The organism is Streptomyces sp. NBC_01463 (assembly GCA_036227345.1).
Classification (GTDB): domain Bacteria; phylum Actinomycetota; class Actinomycetes; order Streptomycetales; family Streptomycetaceae; genus Streptomyces.
The window spans coordinates 7128808-7147219 of the sequence record CP109468.1; the positions used below are offsets into that span (position 1 = coordinate 7128808).

19 protein-coding genes are annotated in these 18412 nt (G+C 72.0%); 8 read left to right on the top strand and 11 right to left on the bottom strand.

Annotated elements, in window-relative coordinates; all coding sequences use genetic code 11:
- Positions 1 to 12 precede the first annotated feature (12 nt).
- Positions 13 to 2859: a penicillin acylase family protein gene (locus OG521_31465; protein WUW25037.1), complete on the top strand. Its 2847-nt coding sequence runs from the start codon at positions 13 to 15 to the stop codon at positions 2857 to 2859.
- A 97-nt stretch (positions 2860 to 2956) separates the two neighbouring features.
- Here the strand turns inward: OG521_31465 and OG521_31470 are convergent, their stop codons facing one another.
- Positions 2957 to 4234 (bottom strand): DUF1343 domain-containing protein, encoded by a 1278-nt coding sequence (locus OG521_31470; protein WUW25038.1) that lies wholly within the window; start codon positions 4232 to 4234, stop codon positions 2957 to 2959.
- Between the two features lie 183 nt (positions 4235 to 4417).
- On the opposite strand from OG521_31470, the gene OG521_31475 reads away from it, so the two are divergent.
- Genes OG521_31475 through OG521_31485 form a run of 3 tightly spaced genes read left to right on the top strand, consistent with a single transcriptional unit; the run spans position 4418 to position 7468 of the window.
- Positions 4418 to 5182, top strand: a complete 765-nt coding sequence (locus tag OG521_31475; protein ID WUW25039.1) for an SDR family oxidoreductase — start codon at positions 4418 to 4420, stop codon at positions 5180 to 5182.
- Positions 5179 to 6846 (top strand): AMP-binding protein, encoded by a 1668-nt coding sequence (locus tag OG521_31480; protein ID WUW25040.1) that lies wholly within the window; start codon positions 5179 to 5181, stop codon positions 6844 to 6846. Before OG521_31475 ends, OG521_31480 begins: the two co-directional genes overlap by 4 nt.
- Before the next feature lie 28 nt (positions 6847 to 6874).
- Entirely contained in the window at positions 6875 to 7468 is a 594-nt protein-coding gene (locus tag OG521_31485) for a TetR/AcrR family transcriptional regulator (GenBank protein WUW25041.1), read from the top strand.
- A gap of 8 nt (positions 7469 to 7476) precedes the next feature.
- On the opposite strand, the gene OG521_31490 is transcribed toward OG521_31485, so the two are convergent.
- On the bottom strand, positions 7477 to 8328 hold the full coding sequence (locus OG521_31490) for a LysR family transcriptional regulator (protein ID WUW26870.1): 852 nt from the start codon (positions 8326 to 8328) through the stop codon (positions 7477 to 7479).
- A gap of 101 nt (positions 8329 to 8429) precedes the next feature.
- Here OG521_31490 and OG521_31495 point away from each other — a divergent pair, with 101 nt between their 5' ends.
- Positions 8430 to 8594, top strand: coding sequence for a hypothetical protein (locus OG521_31495; GenBank protein WUW25042.1), 165 nt, complete (start codon positions 8430 to 8432; stop codon positions 8592 to 8594).
- A gap of 47 nt (positions 8595 to 8641) precedes the next feature.
- On the opposite strand, the gene OG521_31500 is transcribed toward OG521_31495, so the two are convergent.
- Both OG521_31500 and OG521_31505 read right to left on the bottom strand, forming a co-directional pair.
- Positions 8642 to 9892: an acyl-CoA dehydrogenase family protein gene (locus tag OG521_31500; protein ID WUW25043.1), complete on the bottom strand. Its 1251-nt coding sequence runs from the start codon at positions 9890 to 9892 to the stop codon at positions 8642 to 8644.
- Positions 9893 to 9900: 8 nt separating this feature from the next.
- A complete protein-coding gene (locus OG521_31505; GenBank protein ID WUW25044.1) occupies positions 9901 to 10929 on the bottom strand; it encodes a phosphotransferase family protein in 1029 nt (342 codons plus the stop codon).
- Positions 10930 to 11084: 155 nt separating this feature from the next.
- On the opposite strand from OG521_31505, the gene OG521_31510 reads away from it, so the two are divergent.
- Positions 11085 to 12374, top strand: coding sequence for a glucarate dehydratase family protein (locus tag OG521_31510; protein ID WUW25045.1), 1290 nt, complete (start codon positions 11085 to 11087; stop codon positions 12372 to 12374).
- Between the two features lie 41 nt (positions 12375 to 12415).
- Here OG521_31510 and OG521_31515 read toward each other — a convergent pair whose 3' ends face one another.
- Positions 12416 to 12757, bottom strand: a complete 342-nt coding sequence (locus OG521_31515; protein ID WUW25046.1) for a helix-turn-helix transcriptional regulator — start codon at positions 12755 to 12757, stop codon at positions 12416 to 12418.
- Between the two features lie 113 nt (positions 12758 to 12870).
- Between OG521_31515 and OG521_31520 the strand changes: the two genes are divergently transcribed.
- Positions 12871 to 13509, top strand: a complete 639-nt coding sequence (locus tag OG521_31520; protein WUW25047.1) for an NAD(P)-binding domain-containing protein — start codon at positions 12871 to 12873, stop codon at positions 13507 to 13509.
- A 41-nt stretch (positions 13510 to 13550) separates the two neighbouring features.
- The gene (locus OG521_31525; GenBank protein WUW25048.1) at positions 13551 to 14489 is read left to right on the top strand and encodes an NADP-dependent oxidoreductase; all 939 of its coding nucleotides are present in this window, start codon (positions 13551 to 13553) and stop codon (positions 14487 to 14489) included.
- Positions 14490 to 14531: 42 nt separating this feature from the next.
- On the opposite strand, the gene OG521_31530 is transcribed toward OG521_31525, so the two are convergent.
- The 6 genes from OG521_31530 to OG521_31555 all read right to left on the bottom strand — a co-directional run bounded on the left by OG521_31530 (position 14532) and on the right by OG521_31555 (position 18271).
- Positions 14532 to 14843, bottom strand: a complete 312-nt coding sequence (locus tag OG521_31530; GenBank protein ID WUW25049.1) for a DUF202 domain-containing protein — start codon at positions 14841 to 14843, stop codon at positions 14532 to 14534.
- Positions 14840 to 15235 (bottom strand): DUF202 domain-containing protein, encoded by a 396-nt coding sequence (locus tag OG521_31535; protein ID WUW25050.1) that lies wholly within the window; start codon positions 15233 to 15235, stop codon positions 14840 to 14842. The genes OG521_31530 and OG521_31535 overlap by 4 nt, the downstream gene beginning before the upstream one ends.
- Positions 15236 to 15278: 43 nt before the next feature.
- Entirely contained in the window at positions 15279 to 15791 is a 513-nt protein-coding gene (locus tag OG521_31540) for an NUDIX domain-containing protein (GenBank protein ID WUW25051.1), read from the bottom strand.
- Positions 15792 to 15824: 33 nt separating this feature from the next.
- The gene (locus tag OG521_31545; protein WUW25052.1) at positions 15825 to 16598 is read right to left on the bottom strand and encodes a glucose 1-dehydrogenase; all 774 of its coding nucleotides are present in this window, start codon (positions 16596 to 16598) and stop codon (positions 15825 to 15827) included.
- 35 nt (positions 16599 to 16633) lie between these two features.
- A complete protein-coding gene (locus tag OG521_31550; GenBank protein ID WUW25053.1) occupies positions 16634 to 17272 on the bottom strand; it encodes a TetR family transcriptional regulator in 639 nt (212 codons plus the stop codon).
- A 105-nt stretch (positions 17273 to 17377) separates the two neighbouring features.
- Positions 17378 to 18271, bottom strand: a complete 894-nt coding sequence (locus OG521_31555) for a DMT family transporter (GenBank protein WUW25054.1) — start codon at positions 18269 to 18271, stop codon at positions 17378 to 17380.
- Positions 18272 to 18412: the final 141 nt, after the last annotated feature.

Genomic DNA, 18412 nt, shown 5'->3' on the forward strand with positions numbered 1-18412 from the left:
CGAGGAGCACGCATGCCCCCACGCACCCGCATGTCCGTACGCACCGGCAGGACAAGAGCCGCCACCGTAGCGGCCGTTCTCGCCCTCGGCACGTCCCTGCTGGCCTCCGCACCTCATGCGGGCGCCAGCGAGGCGGACCCCGTACCCGTCGTCGACTACTGCCAGGGGCAGTGCGACGACATCCTGCCGCCCGGTGAGAACGGCAACGCCACGCTCGTCGAGATCCTCGGCAACAAGGCGTTCGGCACCCACCCCGCGCACAGCGACGACCAGCTCGACCGCTACGACGGACTCGTGGCCGGGCACACCGGCCTCACCGACCAGAAGCTGACCGACTTCTTCAACGACGCCTCCTTCGGCGTCGCGAAGGACCAGGTCGAGTCCGTCACCTCGCCGCGCGACGACGTCACCATCACCCGTGACAAGGTCTCCGGCGTCCCGCACATCAAGGGCACCACCCGCTACGGGACCGAGTTCGGCGCCGGATTCGCGGCCGGGCAGGACCGGCTCTGGCTGATGGACCTCTTCCGCCACATCGGCCGCGGGGAACTGACCTCGTTCGCCGGCGGCGCACTGGCCAACCAGGGCCTGGAGCAGCAGTTCTGGCCGCAGGCCCCGTACACCGAGGCCGACCTGCAGGCGCAGGTCGAGTACATCAGGACCCATGAGGGCCCCCGCGGCGAACAGGCCATGGCCGACGCGCAGGCGTACGTCGACGGCATCAACTCCTACCGCGAGAAGTCGAAGAAGGGCCGCTACTTCCCCGGCGAGTACGTCCTCACCGGCAAGATCGACGCGATCACCAACATCGGCGAGATCCAGCCGTTCCAGCTGACCGACCTGATCTCGATCGCCTCGGTCGTCGGCGGCCAGTTCGGCGGCGGTGGCGGCGGCGAGGTGCAGGCGGCGCTGTCCCTGCTCTCCGCCCAGCAGAAGTACGGGGTCGCCGAGGGCACGAAGGTCTGGGAGTCGTTCCGGCAGCGCAACGACCCCGAGGCCGTGCTGACCGTCCACGACGGCACCTCGTTCCCGTACGCGAACAAGCCCGGCAACGCCGTCGGAACGGCTCTTCCCGACCCCGGCTCCGTCACCGCCGAGCCGCTGATCCACGACCGCACCGGCTCCGCGGGCACGGACGCCAAGACCCCCGTCAAGGCCCCGGCCGCGCTCAAGAAGGCCCAGGGCATCTACGACGACGGAGTCATCCCCGAGGGCTCGCTGCCCGGTTCGGGCTCCGGCGCCCAGAAGCGCGGCATGTCCAACGCCCTGCTGGTCTCCGGCAAGAGCACCGCGAGCGGAAACCCGATCGCGGTCTTCGGCCCGCAGACCGGCTACTTCGCCCCCCAGCTGATGATGCTCCAGGAGCTCCAGGGCCCCGGCATCAGCGCCCGCGGCGTCTCCTTCGCCGGCGTCGGCATGTACATCCAGATGGGCCGCGGCCAGGACTACGCCTGGAGCGCCACATCGGCGGGCCAGGACATCACCGACACCTACGCCGTCGACCTGTGCGAGCCCGACGGCTCCGCCCCCACCAAGGACTCCACGCACTACCTCTACCGCGGCGACTGCACCGCCATGGAGAAGCTGGAGAAGTCCAACTCCTGGAAGCCGACCGTCGCCGACTCCACGGCCAAGGGCTCCTACCGGATGCAGGTGTGGCGCACCGGCTACGGCATCGTCACCCACCGCGCCACGGTGGGCGGCAAGCCGGTCGCGTACACCTCGCTGCGCACCACCTACCGCCACGAGGCCGACTCGATCATCGGCTTCCAGATGCTCAACGACCCGTCGTACGTCACCGACGCCGCCTCCTTCCAGCAGGCGGCGAGCAACATCGACTACGCCTTCAACTGGTTCTACGCCGACTCCCGCACCGCCGCCTACTACAACAGCGGCATGAACCCGGTGCGCGCCCCGGGCGTCGACCCGGCGCTGCCGGTCAAGGCAGAGAAGGCGTACGAGTGGAAGGGCTACGACCCGGCGGCCAACACCGCGGAGCACACCCCCTTCGCCGAGCACCCGCACTCCAGCGGCCAGGACTACTACGTCTCCTGGAACAACAAGCAGGCCGAGGGGTACGCCTCCGCCGGCTTCGGCCTCAGTGCCGTGCACCGGGCCGATCTGCTCGACGACCGGGTCGCGAAGCTGGTCGAGGAGGGCGGCGTCACCCGCGCCTCCCTCACCCGCGCGATGGCGGACGCCGCGCTCACCGATCTGCGCGGTGAGCAACTGCTGCCCGAGCTGCTGAAGGTGATCCGCTCCCAGCCGGTCACCGACCCGGAACTCAACGCGGTGGTCCAGCAACTGGACTCCTGGCGGGCGGCCGGTGCCCAGCGCAAGGAGAGCAGCCCCGGCTCGCACACGTACACCCACGCCGACGCGGTACGGATCATGGACGCGTGGTGGCCGAAGCTGGTCGAGGCCGAGTTCAAGCCCGGGCTCGGTGACGATCTGTACGGGGCGCTGACCGCGAACCTCGCCACCGACGAGTCCCCGGCCGCCAGCCACGGGCCGAGCGGCGCGCACAGCGGTTCGGCGTTCCAGTACGGCTGGTGGGGCTTCGCCGACAAGGACCTGCGCCAGGTGCTCGGACAGCAGGTCAAGGGCCCGCTGGCCAGGTCCTACTGCGGCAACGGCGATCTGAGCAGCTGCCGCGCGGCGCTGCTGTCCTCGCTGAAGCAGGCGGCGGCGGTCCCGGCGGCGGAGGTGTACCCGGCCGACGACAACTGCAAGGCCGGCGAGCAGTGGTGCACCGACTCGATCATCCACCGGGCGCTCGGCGGGATCGCGCAGAAGGCGATCCACTGGCAGAACCGCCCGACCTACCAGCAGGTGGTGGAGTTCCCGGCACACCGCTGAACCGGCGCGCCGGGCACATCAGGCCCGTCCGGCGACCGAGGACGGAACCGGTTCGCCGGGCGGGCCCGCACACGACGGCCCGCCCGGCGACACGGGCTCACCGGTACTGCAGGTACCGCTTCCGCACCGCCCGGAACGCGGCGAGGTCATCCGCCCACGCCCCCACCACCTCATCGGTGTCCGCCCCCGCGTCGATCATCGTGCGGACCCGGGTGTTGCCGGTGAGCTTGTCGATCCAGTTGTCGGAGCGCCAGGCGAACCCGCTCCAGGTCTGCTTCGCCGTCACCAGCAGCGCGATCCCGGTGCGGACCGGGTCGAAGACCTCGCGGTCCTGGACGTGCAGCTGGACGCCGCCCACCGTCTTGCCCTGGAACTTGGAGAACGTCGGCGCGAAGTACGCCTCGCGGAACGCCACTCCGGGCAGGCCGAGCGCGTTCGCCGCGGCCGCCCAGGTGTGGTCGATCCCCTCGGCGCCGAGCAGTTCGAACGGGCGGGTGGTGCCGCGCCCCTCGGAGAGGTTGGTGCCCTCGAAGAGGCAGGTGCCCGAGTAGACGAGCGCGGTGTCCGGCGTCGGCATGTTGGGGCTCGGCGGCACCCACGGCAGCCCGGTCGCGTCGAAGAAGTCCGAGCGCGACCACCCCGACATCTTCACAATCTCCAGGTCGGCCGGACGGTCCGCGAGGAACTCCCCGTTGAACAGCAGTGCCAGTTCGGTGACGGTCATGCCGTGCGCCTGCGAGATCTCCCGGCGCCCCACGAAGGTGCCGAACGCGGGATCGAGCACCGGGCCGAGCGCGGCCCGCCCGGTCACCGGGTTCGGCCGGTCCAGCACCACGAACCTCTTCCCCGCGAGGGCCGCCGCCTCCATGCAGTCGTACAGCGTCCAGATGTACGTGTAGAAACGGGCGCCCGCGTCCTGGATGTCGAAGACGACCGTGTCCACGCCGGACGCCGTGAACACGTCGGCGAGGGCCTGCCCGTTCTTGAGGTACGTGTCGTAGACCGGCAGTCCGGTCGCCGGGTCGTCGTAGCGCCCCTCGGAGCCGCCCGCCTGCGCGGTGCCGCGGAAGCCGTGCTCGGGGCCGAAGACGGCGGTCAGGTTCACCCGGCCGTCGGGGTGCATCACATCGACGATGTGCTCCACGCCGGACGTGATCCCGGTCGGGTTCGTGACCACACCGACCCGCTGCCCCTTCAGCAGGGCGTAACCGTCCGCCGCCAGCCGGTCGAAGCCGGTGCGGACCCGGCCGTGTCCGCCGCCGTGCCCCTTGCCGTGCGAGGGGAGGGCGGCCGCGGGTCCTGCCGATGCGGCGGTCGCCGCGAGGGCTCCGACCGCACCGCCGGCGGCCAGCAATCCACGCCTGGACAGGCTCATTCGGCTACCTCCATGATCGCGACGTCTGTCATGGTCACGCACGCTAGCGCGGGTACGGGCCGCAGGGAACGAGCTGGACGGGGCGGCTGTGCCCGGAGTGGCGGATGAGACGGCCCGACCCCTTCCCCGGCGACATACCGACCGGTTAGTCTGCCGGTGCAGTCGGCTGAGAGAGGCGGGACGATGAGTACGGTGCAGGGCGCTGGCGTAGTGGTCACGGGGGCCGGAGGCGGCATCGGCGCCGCGCTGGCCCGCAGATTCGCCGCCGAGGGCGCGCGGGTCGTGGTCAACGACCTCGACGAGAGCCGGATCAAGGCGCTCGCCGAGGAGATCGGCGGCACCGCGGTCGCCGGGGACGCCTCACAGATCGTCGACGCCGCCCGCGACGCGCTGGACGGCACCGTGGACGTCTACTGCGCCAACGCCGGCCTCGCCTCGCCCGGTGACGTATTCGCCGACGAGGACGTCTGGGCAGCCGCCTGGGACGTCAACGTGATGGCCCACGTCCGTGCGGCCAGGGCGCTCCTCCCGGACTGGCTGGAGCGCGGCAGCGGCAGGTTCGTCTCCACGGCCTCCGCCGCCGGACTCCTCACGATGATCGGCGCGGCGCCCTACAGCGTCACCAAGCACGGCGCGGTCGCCTTCGCCGAATGGCTCTCCCTCACCTACCGCCACCGCGGCATCAAGGTGCACGCGATCTGCCCGCAGGGCGTGCGTACGGACATGCTCACCGGCGCCGGATCGGCCGGGAAGCTCGTCCTCGCCCCCGGCGCGATCGAGCCCGAGGCCGTCGCCGACGCCCTCTTCGACGCGATGGCCGAGGACCGCTTCCTCGTTCTGCCCCACCCCGAGGTGGCCAACTACTACGGGGCCAGGGCCGAGGACACCGATCGCTGGCTCCGCGGCATGAACCGCCTCCAGCGCACATGGGAGGAGACCGGAGCATGAGCGAGTCGATCTACGCGGCCAAGCCCTGGCTCCCGCTGCTCAGCGAGGCCCAGCGGGCCCCCGTCAGTCCCGCCGGGACCCTGGTGCACGCCTTCCGCGACTCCGTGGCCCGGACCCCCGGCCACCCGGCACTCGCCTACTTCGACGGACGTCTCAGCTACGCCGAGACCGACGAGCTCTCCGACTCCGTGGCCGGGCACCTCGCCGCCCGGGGGCTGGAGCGCGGCGACCGGGTCGCGATCATGCTGCAGAACTCCCCGCACTTCGTCCTCGCGCTGCTCGGCGCCTGGAAGGCCGGGGCGACGGTCGTCCCGCTCAACCCGATGTACAAGTCCGCCGAGGTCGGCCACGTACTGAAGGACGCCGAGGTCACGGCGCTGATCTGCTCCGACCGTGCCTGGGAGGCGTATCTGCGGGACACCGCGGCCGCCGCCCCGTCCGTCCGGATCGCCGTCACCGCCTGCGAGCTCGACCTCCAGACGAAGAACGACGAGCGGGTGCTGAACTTCGACCGGCTGCCCGCAGCCGACGACGCGGACGATCTGGTGACCGTCGCCCGGCAGGGCCTCCCGGCCCCCGCCGGCCGCGAACTCACCGCCGCCGACGTGGCGCTGATCAGCTACACCTCCGGGACCAGCGGCACCCCCAAGGGCGCCCTGAACTCCCACGGCAACATCATGGTCAACGCCGAGCGCCAGCGCACCGGCCACCCCATCGCCGAGGGCGCCGCCTACTTCGCGCTCGCCCCGCTCTTCCACATCACCGGCATGGTCTGCCAGCTGGCCGCCTGCCTCACCAACGCGGGCACCCTGGTCCTGGCCTACCGCTTCCACCCCGGTGTCGTCCTCGACGCCTTCGCCGAGCACCGCCCCGCGTACACCGTCGGCCCGTCGACCGCCTTCATGGCGCTCGCCGCGACCCCCGGTGTCACGCCCGGGCACTTCGCCTCCTTCCAGGTGATCTCCTCCGGCGGCGCGCCGCTGCCGCCCGCGCTCGTCGAGAAGTTCCGGTCGGGCCTGGGCCCGTACATCCGCAACGGCTACGGCCTCACCGAGTGCACCGCCCCCTGCGCCTCGGTGCCGCCCGAGCGCGAGGCGCCCGTCGACCCGGTCTCCGGCACCCTCTCGGTCGGCGTGCCCGGCCCGGACACCGTCGTGCGGATCATCGACGAGAACGGCGCGGACGTGCCGTTCGGCGAACAGGGCGAGATCGCGGTGCGCGGCCCGCAGGTCGTCTCCGGCTACTGGCGGCTGCCCGAGGCAACCGCAGTCGCGTTCCCGGACGGCGAGCTGCGCACCGGCGACATCGGCTTCATGGACCGCGAGGGCTGGCTCTACGTCGTCGACCGCAAGAAGGACATGATCAACGCGTCCGGCTTCAAGGTCTGGCCGCGAGAGGTCGAGGACGTCCTCTACACCCACCCGGCCGTGCGCGAGGCCGCCGTCGTCGGCGTCCCGGACGCCTACCGCGGCGAGACGGTCCGCGCCTACGTCAGTCTGCGGCCCGGCGCCTCGGTCGAACCCGATGAATTGGGTGCGTACTGCAAGGAACGGCTCGCCGCGTACAAGTACCCGCGCGAAGTCGAGATCCTGGCGGAACTTCCCAAGACCGCAAGTGGGAAGATCCTCAGGCGGGAACTGCGTTCACCCCGTGAGAACGGTTGACCCACAGCACGGAAGGAAGGTGGCGGCTATGGCCAAGGCGACGGACGGGAGCGGTACCCCCGTCCCGCAGCGGCTGCTGGCCGCCGCCACGCGGCTCTTCGCCGAGCAGGGGTACGACCGCACCTCGGTCCAGGAGATCGTCGAGGCGGCCGGCGTCACCAAGGGCGCGCTCTACCACTACTTCGGCTCCAAGGAGGACCTCCTCCAGGAGGTCTACGCCCGGGTGCTGCGGCTCCAGCAGGAGCGGCTCGACGCCTTCGCTGGCGCCGACGCACCCGTCGAGCAGCGGCTGCGCGACGCCGCGGCCGACGTGGTCGTCACCACCATCGAGAACCTCGACGACGCCTCGATCTTCTTCCGCTCCATGCACCATCTGAGCCCGGAGAAGAACAAGCAGGTACGGGTGGAGCGGCGCCGCTACCACGAGCGCTTCCGGGCGCTCGTGGAAGAGGGGCAGCGCAGCGGGGTGTTCTCCACGGCCACCCCGGCGGACCTGATCGTCGACTACCACTTCGGCTCGGTCCACCACCTGTCGACGTGGTACCGGCCGGACGGCCCGCTCACCCAGCAGGAGGTCGCCGACCACCTCGCCGACCTGCTGCTGCGCGCGCTGCGGCCGTAGGGCGCTCGTCAGGCCCTGCTGCCGGCCAGCCGGCCCAGCAGGGCCTCGGCCGCCGGATTGCGCGGCCGGGGCGCCCGGCCCACCAGCAGCACCGTCCGGCCCGGCTCCGGCTGCCGGATGCTCACGCACGGCAGTCCGGCGTCCTCGCCGATCCGGCGCGGCACGATCGCCACGCCGATCCCCGCCCGGACGAGATCGACGAGCAGCCGGATCTGGGTGACATCGCAGGTGATCCGGCGCTCCAGGCCGCAGTGCGCGGCCAGCCGCCGCACCGCGGTCTCCAGGCCGGTGCCCGCCCGGAAGTCCACGAACGGCTCGTCGGCGAGGTCCTTGACCAGGGTGCGGCCGGCCGTCGCCAGCCGGTGGCCGGGCGCCGTGATCAGCACCAGGTCCTCCTGCCAGGACGCGAACGCCATGATGCCTTCCGGGAGTTCGGCCGCGTCCGGCGCGAGATAGGCGAGATCCAGCTCACCCGCCCGCACCCCCGCCACCAGCTCCGGAGTCGTCGCCTCGCGCAGCGAGATCTGCACCCCGGGCCACAGCCGGTGGAACAGGGCCAGCTCGGCGGCCAGATCCACGCAGGTCAGCGTCTGGATCGTGCCGATCCGCACCCGCCCGGTGGCCAGCCCCGACACGGCGGCCACCGCGTCACGCGCCGCGTCCGTCCCGGCCAGCACCGTACGGGCCGAGGGCAGCAGCGCCCGGCCCGCCTCGGTGAGCACCACCCGGCGGCCGGTCCGTTCGAACAGGTCGGCCCCCAGCTCCCGTTCGAGGTTGCGGACGGAGGTGCTCAGCGCGGACTGCACGATCAGCTCGGCGCGGGCGGCGGCGGTGAAACTGCCGTGCGTGATCACCGCCATGAAATGGCGGAGCTGGCGAATCTCCATCCATCTACGGTAGCGATCACAGCCAGCGAATCCATCTGTTGGACCGAACGCGTTCGCGGGGTGAAGGTGGATACATGGCGCACATCCAGGTTTCGACGCGTGTTCCCCCTCTGTGGAACGTGGCCTACGGGCCGCACCGCCCGAGGGTCGTCCGGGTCCTCGCCCGCTGCCTGCTGCGGGTACGGGCCTTCGCCCGCGAACTGGCACTCGCCGACCACGTGCCGTACGGCGGTTACTGACATCGCCGCGGGCCCGCACCGGGGTGCGGGCCCGCGACACCGGTGCCCTACAGGTACTTCTTGATCTCCCGCCGCGCCAGCGACCGCTGGTGCACCTCGTCCGGGCCGTCCGCCAGCCGCAGCGTCCGCGCCGCCGCCCACAGCTCGGCCAGCGGGAAGTCCTGGCTGACGCCGCCCGCGCCGTGCAGCTGCACCGCCTGGTCGATGATGGAGACCACCGCGCGCGGGGTGGCGATCTTGATGGACTGGATCTCCGTGTGCGCGCCGCGGTTGCCGACGGTGTCCATCAGCCAGGCCGTCTTCAGCACCAGCAGCCGCAGCTGCTCCACCGTGACCCGGGCGTCCGCGATCCAGTTGTGCACCACGCCCTGCTGGGCGAGCGGCTTGCCGAAGGCCGTACGGGCCACCGCGCGCCGGCACATCAGCTCGATGGCGCGCTCCGCCATGCCGATCAGCCGCATGCAGTGGTGGATGCGGCCCGGACCCAGCCGCGCCTGGGCGATGGCGAAGCCGCCGCCCTCCTCGCCGATCAGGTTCGTCACGGGCACGCGCACGTCGTCGAAGACGACCTCGGCGTGGCCGCCGTGGGAGTGGTCCTCGTAGCCGTACACCTGCATCGCGCGCTTCACGGTCAGGCCCGGGGTGTCGCGCGGGACGAGGATCTGCGACTGCTGGCGGCGGATGTCGTCGCCGTCCGGGTCGGTCTTGCCCATCACGATGAAGATCGCGCAGTCCGGGTTCATCGCCCCGGAGATGTACCACTTGCGCCCGTTGATGACGTAGTCTCCCCCATTCTCGGCTCCGCTCGAACGGGAGGTACCCCCTCCGTCCCGGGTGATGCGGGTCTCGATGTTCGTCGCGTCCGAGGAGGCGACCTCCGGCTCCGTCATCGCGAACGCGGACCGGATCTCCCCGGCCAGCAGCGGCTCCAGCCACTGCTTCTTCTGCTCCTCGGTGCCGAACTGGGCGAGGACCTCCATGTTCCCGGTGTCCGGCGCCGCGCAGTTCAGCGCGGTCGGCGCCAGATGCGGGGAGCGGCCCAGGATCTCGGCCAGCGGGGCGTACTGGAGGTTGGTGAGCCCGGCGCCGTACTCGGCGTCCGGCAGGAAGAGGTTCCACAACCCCTGCCTGCGGGCCTCGGCCTTCAGGTCCTCGACCACCTGCGGGGTGTCCCACGGCGACGCGAGCTGTTCGCGCTGCTCGTCCGCGGTCTTCTCGGCCGGGTAGACGTGCTCGTCCATGAAGGTGAGCAGCTTGGCGCGCAGCTCTTCGGTACGGGCGTCGAATGCGAAGTCCATGGGGTGGATCAGCCTTCCTGGAGGGTGGTGAGGCCGTGCTCGATGAAGACGGGGACGAGGTCGCCGATGCGGTCGAAGCCGCCGCCGACCGTCTGGCCCAGGGTGTAGCGGTAGTGGATGCCCTCCAGGATCACGGCGAGCTTGAACCAGGCGAACGCCGTGTACCAGGAGATGCCCGAGGTGTCCCGGCCGGAGCGGGCCGCGTAGCGCTCGATCAGCTCGGCGGGGGAGGGGTGGCCGGCGGCCCCGCTGGTGGTGGAGACCGGGGATTCGGGCAGCCCCAGGTCGGAGCTGTACATGACCAGCAGTCCGAGGTCGGTGAGCGGGTCGCCGAGCGTCGACATCTCCCAGTCGAGGACGGCCTTGATCTCGTCGTCCGCGCCGATCAGCACGTTGTCCAGGCGGTAGTCGCCGTGGATGACGGTCGGGGCGGGGGAGCCGGGGAGCTGCCGGCCGAGTGCCGCGTGCAGCTCGTCGATGCCCGGCAGCTCGCGGTTGCGGGAGGCGTCCAGCTGCTTCCCCCAGCGGCGCAGCTGACGGTCGAGGAAGCCCTCGGGGCGCCCGAAGTCGCCGAGGCCGACGGCCTGCGGGTCGACGGCGTGCAGCTCCACGAGGGTGTCGACCAGGCTCAGTACGGCCTTGCGGGTGCGCTCGGCGCCCAGCGGGGCGAGCTGCTCGGCGGTGCGGTACGGGGTGCCCTCGACGTACTCCATGACGTAGAAGGGGGAGCCGATGACCGAGTCGTCCTCGCAGAGCAGCACCGGTTCGGGGACCGGGACGGCCGTCGGGTGCAGCCCGCTGATCACCCGGTGCTCGCGCTTCATGTCGTGCGCGGTCGCCAGCACATGACCCAGCGGCGGCCGTCGGACCACCCAGCGGCCGGTGCCGTCCGCCACCGTGACGACGTAGGTGAGGTTCGACCGTCCGCCCTCGATGAGCCGGGCCTCGAGCGGTCCGTTCACCAGGCCCGGCCGCTCGCGGTCGAGATGTCCGCGCAACCGGTCGAGGTCGAGACCTGGCGGGTGGACTTGGCTCATCGTGCGCACCTCCGGGGTGAATAAATCGTCGGTGTTCATGATGCCGACCAGTCGGTATGTCGTCCAGTGAACTCCGGGAACGGAATGTGCGGAATCCCGGTCCGCATGGTGGCCGGACTCTGGCCTTCAGTCGTATCCCTGAATAGAGTTCACGTATGAACACAGCATGGTTGATCGACGAAGTCCGGCTGACCCCGATCCTCATCGCCGACCCGCCGCTCCTCAACACCCAGGGCGTCCACCAGCCGTACACCCCGCGGCTCATCGTGGAGGTCGTCACGCGCGGCGGGGTGACCGGCATCGGGGAGACCTACGGCGACGGCAAGTACCTCGAACTGGCGCAGCCGCTCGCCACCGCCCTGGCCGGACGCCCGGTCAGCGATGTGAACGGCCTCTTCGCCCTGGCCGACGAGGTGTGCGGCGACTCACGCGCGGCCGACGAGCGGGTCGACGCGGGCGGGCTGCGCGGCGTCCAGACCGCGGACAAGCTGCGGCTCTCGGTCGTCTCCGCCTTCGAGGTGGCCTGCCTGGACGCCCTGGGCAAGACCCTCGGCCTGCCGGTGCACGCGCTGCTCGGCGGCAAGGTCCGCGACAGCGTCGAGTACAGCGCGTACCTGTTCTACCGCTGGGCCGAGCATCCGGACGGCGGCGAGCGGGACGACTGGGGCGCCGCCGTCGACCCGGCCGGAGTCGTCGCCCAGGCCCGGCGCTTCGCCCGTACCTACGGCTTCAGCTCCTTCAAGCTGAAGGGCGGGGTCTTCCCGCCGGAGGAGGAGATCGCCGCGGTCCGCGCGCTCGCCGACGCCTTCCCCGGGCAGCCGCTGCGCCTCGATCCCAACGGCGCCTGGTCGGTGGAGACCTCGCTGTACGTCGCCGAGCAGCTGAAGGACGTACTCGAATACCTGGAGGACCCGGCGAGCGGCACGGAGCTGATGGCCGCCGTCGCGGCCGGCACCGATGTGCCGCTGGCCACGAACATGTGCGTCACCACGCTGGCCGAGGTCCCCGAGGCCTTCGCCCGTGACGCCGTCCAGGTCGTCCTCTCCGACCACCACTACTGGGGCGGACTGCACCGCACCCGCGAACTGGCCGGGATCTGCCGCACCTACGGCGTCGGGCTCTCCATGCACTCCAACACCCACCTCGGGATCAGCCTCGCCGCGATGACGCACGTCGCGGCCACCGTCCCCAACCTCGACTACGCCTGCGACAGCCACTACCCCTGGCAGACCGAGGACGTCATCACCACCCGCCATGTCTTCGAGGACGGCAGGCTGACCGTCTCCGACGCCCCCGGCCTCGGCGTCGAACTCGACCGGGAACGCCTGGCCGTGCTGCACCGCCGCTGGCTCGACGACGACGGCGGCATGCGCGAGCGCGACGACGCCGCCGCGATGCGCAAGGGCGAGCCGGGCTGGGCCACGCCCACGATCCCGCGCTGGTGAGGGACCGGACGGGGCCCGCACCGGCCCCGTCCCGTCGGGGCTCAGTCGTCCCAGTCCTGTGCCGCCACGAACGCGTCGCCGTGCTCCGCCGACCACCGCCCGAGCGCCTCGATCGGCTCCAGCAGCGTCCGGCCGAGCCCGGTCAGCGCGTACTCGACGCGCGGCGGCGCCTCCGCGTAGGCCCGGCGCTCCACCAGCCCGTACCCCGCCAGCCGGCGCAGCGTCTCGTTGAGCACCTTCGCGCTGATCCCGCCGATCTCCGCGCGGAGGTCGACCGGCCGGCGCGGTCCCCCGCCCAGCGCGTGGATGACCACCGCGTTCCAGGTGTGCGCGAACAGATCGAAACCGAGCCTCGCCCGGCAGTCCGCGAGCAGCCGCTCCACAGCTCTCCCCTCCCCGCGGCGCCCGTTGGGCACCGGACGGTCAGCAACGGATCTCCTACCGTCACCTTCCACGGCACGACGCTACTTCGCGGACACTCGCCAGGGAGACGGATATGCGCATCGGCGTTCTCGGTACGGGCAACATGGCCCAGGCCCTCGGCACCCAATGGGCCGGGGCCGGACACCAGCTCCTCTTCGCGGGCCGCTCGCCCGTCCGGGCCCGCGCCCTCGCCGACCGGACGGACAGCGCCTCGGGCACCTTCGAGGAGGCCGTCTCGTTCGGCTCCGTGCTGCTCCTCGCACTGCCCTACGACGCCGCGCTCGACACCGTCACGGCGCTCGCCGCCGCGGACCGGACGCTGCGCGACCGGGTGCTGATCGACTGCACCAACGCGGTGGGACCCGGCTTCGTCCTGACCACCGAGGGCGGCCCCGGCGCCGCGCGCACCCTCGCCGACGCCACCGGCGCCCGGGTCGTCAAGGCGTTCAACCACCTGCCGGACACGGTGTGGCGGCTCACCCCGCCCGCCTTCGCCGACGGCCCGCTCTCCGTGCCGCTGTGCGGCGACGACGCGGACGCGCTGGAGACCGTGGCGGCGCTGGTCCGCGATCTGGGCTGCGTGCCGCTGCCGGTGGGCGGGCTCGACCGGGCCGCGTACCTGGAGGCCACCACGGCCTTCCTCATCGGGCTCTGGCACTCCGGCCACGACCCCCGCACCCTGCTGCCGCCCTTCGCGGCCGCCACCGCATGACCTGACTTGCGCCGCTCCTGACCCGGCTCGATGGTCGAAGGATGAAGGCGATCAGCTACAGCAGCTACGGCGGGGCCGAGGTCATGGAGTACGGCGAGCGGCCCGACCCCAAGGTCGGCCCCGACGCCGTCCTGGTGAAAGTACGGGCCGCGGCGGTCAACCCGGTCGACTGGAAGGCCCGGGAGGGCTATCTCGACGCCGGACTCGAAGCGGTCTTCCCGGTGATCCCGGGCTGGGACGTGTCCGGTGTCGTGGTGCAGCCGGGTGCCGCCGTCGACGAGTTCGCGGTCGGCGACGAGGTCATCGGCTACGTGCGGGAGGACTTCCTGAGCCGCGGCACGTTCGCCGAGTACGTCGCCGCCCCGGTGCGCACCCTCGCCCGCAAACCGCTGAGCCTGAGCTTCGAGGAGGCCGCCGGACTGCCCCTGGCCGGGCTCACCGCCTACCAGGTGCTCCACCGGTCGCTGCGGATCCGCGACGGCGACACCGTCCTCGTGCACGCCGCGGCGGGCGGTGTCGGCTCGCTCGCCGTCCAGCTGGCCCGGCACGGCGGCTGCCGGGTCATCGGGACCGCGAGCGAGCGCAACCACGAGCACCTGCGGGCGCTCGGAGCGGAACCCGTGGCGTACGGGGAAGGGCTCGCCGACCGGCTGCGCGCCCTGGCCCCCGACGGGATCGACGCGGCCTTCGACACCGTGGGCGGCGAAGCGCTGCGGGTGTCCGCCGAGACCCTCGCGCCGGACGGCAGGCTGGCCTCGATCGCGGACGGCGAGGTCATCTCGTACGGCGGCAAGTACGCCTTCGTGCGGCCGGACGCCAAGGACCTGGCCCACCTGGCGGAGCTGGCCGAGCGCGGCATCGTCTCGGTCCACGTCGACCGGGTCTTCCCGCTGGCGGAGGCCGCGGACGCCTACCGGCTCAACGAGCAGGGCCGCACCCGGGGCAAGATCGTCGTCTCCGTGGACTGGGAGGAGGGCTGACCGGCCCGGTGCCTCAGGCCTGTCCCGTGGGCCCGCGCGAGCTCAGAAGAGCATCGCGGCGGCGAACACGGCCAGCGCGACCGTGCAGGCCGCGGCCGCCAGCGCCGCCCGCGGCGCGAGCGGCCGCGGGCGCGCGGTGCCCATGCCCTGCACCCGCCGGTTCGCCACCCGCAGGAAGCCCAGCCAGGCGAGCGCGCTCAGCGACAGGGCGACGACCCCGGCCGTGCCGACGCCGCCGTGCAGCGCCTGTTTGCCCGCCAGCAGCGCGACCACCGTGCAGGACAGCGTCGTACGCCGCCACGCGAGGCGCGTCCGCTCGGGCTGGAGCCCCGGGTCGCGCTCCGCGGCGGTCACCGGCCCTCCCAGCCGAACAGGACCACCACCACCATCGCCACGGCCACCACGGCCACGGCCAGGCTCAGCAGTGTCGGGAAGCGGGACACCGGCAGGTCCTCCCCGCGCCGCATCGCCCGCTCGCACCGCACCCAGTGGTTGACGGCCCGCAGCGCGCACAGCACGCCGGCCGCCAGCAGCGCGAGTGCCAGACCCGCACGGACGCCCCAGGACAGCTCCGGCAGGAACTGGTCGACCGCGAAACCGCCCCCGATCAGTGCGAGAGCCGTCCGGATCCAGGCGAGGAAGGTCCGCTCGTTGGCGAGCGAGAAGCGGTAGTCGGGGGTGTCGCCCTCGTCACGGATGCGCTGCGGCGCGAACCACAGCCGCAGACTCTGCACAAAATCGTTCACGTACGGACCTTATCTGCCGCTTTGGCGAGCATCCCCGGCCGGTTCAGGATGATTCCCGGAACGCCCGGAGACGTCGGTAGCCTTCCAGGCCGTCCGGCACCCACTCCCACTCGCCGAGGCGCCGCTCCAGCTCGGCGTCCGTCAGGAAGGTGTGCCAGGCGACCTCCTCCACCTGCGGACTCACCGGCAGCTCGCACCGTACCCGGTAGACGTACGACCACCAGGTGTGGCCGCCGCCCTCGTAGAGGAACTTGAACAGGGGCTCGGGCCGGGGGAGTCCGGACACCCCCAGCTCCTCCTCGGCCTCCCGCAGCGCCGCCTCGCCGTAGGACTCACCGGCGCCGACGACCCCGCCGACGAACATGTCGTAGTGGGAGGGGAAGACCAGCTTGGTGGCGGTCCTGCGGTGCACGAAGATCCGGCCCTCGGCGTCCCGGGCCTCGATGAACACACAGCGGTGGCGCAGGCCCCGCGCGGTCGCCTCACCACGCGGGGCCTGCCCCACCACCACGTCGTTCTCGTCGACGATGTCCAGGATCTCGTCAGAAGGATTCATGCCCTTCATCCAACAGCAGACCTCCGACGGGGCTCACTGCCCCATGACGTACCTGACGGTCGGGCCGGTGGTCCAGCCGCCGTCCACGGCGAGTTCGGCACCGGTAACGTACGAGGCGGCGTCCGAGAGCAGGAAGACGACGGCCTCCCCGATCTCACCGGCCTCGCCGACCCGGCCCATCGGGGTGTTGGGGTAGTTGCCCTCGCCCTGCCGGATGCCCACCGAGGCCGTCATGGGCGTGTACACCATGCCGGGGTGCACCGAGTTCACCCGTATCCGCGCGGTGCCGAGCTCCACCGCGCCGACCTTCGTCAGCCCGCGCACGCCCCACTTCGACGCGCCGTAGCTGGAGGTCAGGGCCAGGCCCATGAGACCGGCCGCCGAGGAGATGTTGACGATCGAACCGCCGCCGCTCTCCTTCATCACCGGGATCACCGTCTTCATGCCGATGAAGACGGCCGTCAGGTTGATGTCGATGACCTTGCGGAAGTGCTCGACCGTCTCGGTCTCCAGCGGCTGGCCGGTCGAGACGCCCGCGTTGTTGACCAGGCCGTCGATCCGTCCGAACTCGGCGAGGGTGAGCTCGGCGACGCGCTGCCAGTCCTCCTCGGAGGTCACGTCGTGGTGGAGGAAGCGGGCCTTCGGCCCGAGCCCGGCGGCGGTGGCCGCGCCCTCCTCGTCCAGCACGTCGGTGATCACCACATCGGCGCCGGCGGCCACGGCGAGGCGGGCGGCCTCGGCGCCGAGGCCGCGGGCGGCGCCGGTGACGATGACGGTCCGGCCGGTGAGGCTGTTCTTGTCGGTCATGACATGTCCTTCTTGCTTCGTGCGGTGCGGGTGGTTCACGCGCCGTGCGGCGCGGGGGCGTGCAGGAACGCGGTGGTGCTGCCGACGAGGTCGGCGAGGAAGAGTTCCTGGCCGGTCAGCGGCCGGGTGCCGTCGAGACCCTGGCGGGCCCGGTCGGCCAGCGCCGCGCCGATCAGGGTGAGTGCCAGATCGAGCCGCTCCAGCCGGACGGGCTCCGGCAGCGCGCTCAGGCGGTCCCCGATCCGGCCGATCAGCCGGCCGTAGGCCGTGCCGTCCAGCGCGGGGTGCGGCCGGCCGGTCCGCAGCCCGGTCTCATGGCTGAGCCCGGCCGAGATCCGCAGACAGCGGCGGCCCCGGTCGTCGGCGAGCAGGCTCGCCTCCGCCGTCACCAGCGCGGTGAGCAGGTCCCGTACACCGCAGTCGTCGGGGAGCGAGCCCAGCAGCGGTGCGACGACCCGCTCGGTGCGCTCCTGGCGGCCGGCCATCACGGCGTCGAGCAGCCCGGCCCGGGAACCGAAGTGGTACTGCACCGCGGAGGGGTTGCTCTGACCCGCCAGGGCGACGATGTCGCGCAGCTGCGCGCCGTCCGTGCCCTGCGCCGCGAAGATCTCCTCGGCCGCACGGATCAGCTTGTCCCTGGTCTGTTGTCCCGACTGTCCCGACGTTCTCGCCATGACGCCAATGTAATGCTGGCCATTATTAATTGCTACGCCGGGCGGACGACTGTGAGGAACGGGACATCTTCCGGTGGGCCGCGGGGTGCGTCTGCCGGGCGTCGCTCAGTGCGGCTGGAGGCTCTGCGAGCGGCGTCCGCCCACCGGCCCCTCCGGCATCGCCGGGTGCAGCCCGAGCAGCACGATCCCGCCCACGATCGCCGCGAGCCCGGCCGCCTGCCAGGCCAGGGCGCCGGTGTCGGTCCGCACCTGGTCGCCCAGGAACCCGATCCCGCAGGCGATCCCGGCCAGCGGCTGGGCCGCGGTCAGGGCCGGCAGCGACATCCGCAATGGACCCGTTTCGAACGCGCTCTGTACGAGGATCAGCCCCGTCACCCCCAGCACCAGCACCGCGTACGGCTGCCAGCCCGTGACGAGCCCGGCCCAGCCCCCGTCCGAGAACCGCTCGCCGCTGACCCGGGTGAGGGCGTCCTGGAGGCCGTACAGCAGCCCCGCCGCCACCGCGAGCAGCGCCGGGGACAACCCCGACCGTGACCGCTTCGCGAACGCGGTCAGCAGCAGCGCCAAGCCCACCACCACACCGATCACCAGCCAGTGCCGCAGCGGACTCGACACCGCCTGCCCGCCCTTCGGCTCGCCCGCCACCAGGAAGGCGGCGACCCCGCCGGCCAGCAGCCAGAGCCCGGCCCAGCCCTGCCGGCCCAGCCGCTGCCCGGTGCGGTGACGGGACAGGGCCATCGCGAAGAGCAGATTGGTCGCCAGGAGCGGCTCGACGACGGAGACCTCGCCCTTGCCCAGGGCCAGCGCGCCCAGCACCATGCCGCAGACCATCAGACCGATACCGGCGAGCCAGCTGCGCACCCGCATCAGGTCGAGCAGCAGCCGGGGCGAGAGGTAGTCGCTCCTCGGGGCGTGGCTGGCGGCGGCCTGTTGCAGCACGAAGCCGAACCCCAGGCAGCAGGCGGCGCTCACGGCGAGCACCAGGACCAGCACCGACACGCTTGTCCACCCCAAGTCAGGCCGGAAGAGGGTGATTTGTTTCGACGATAGCGCCTGGGGGCCGCCGGTGCGGCCGGAGTGCGGCCGACCGGGCGGTTGACGCCGGGGCGGCCGGTGCCGAAGATCTGACGCACGAGTAAC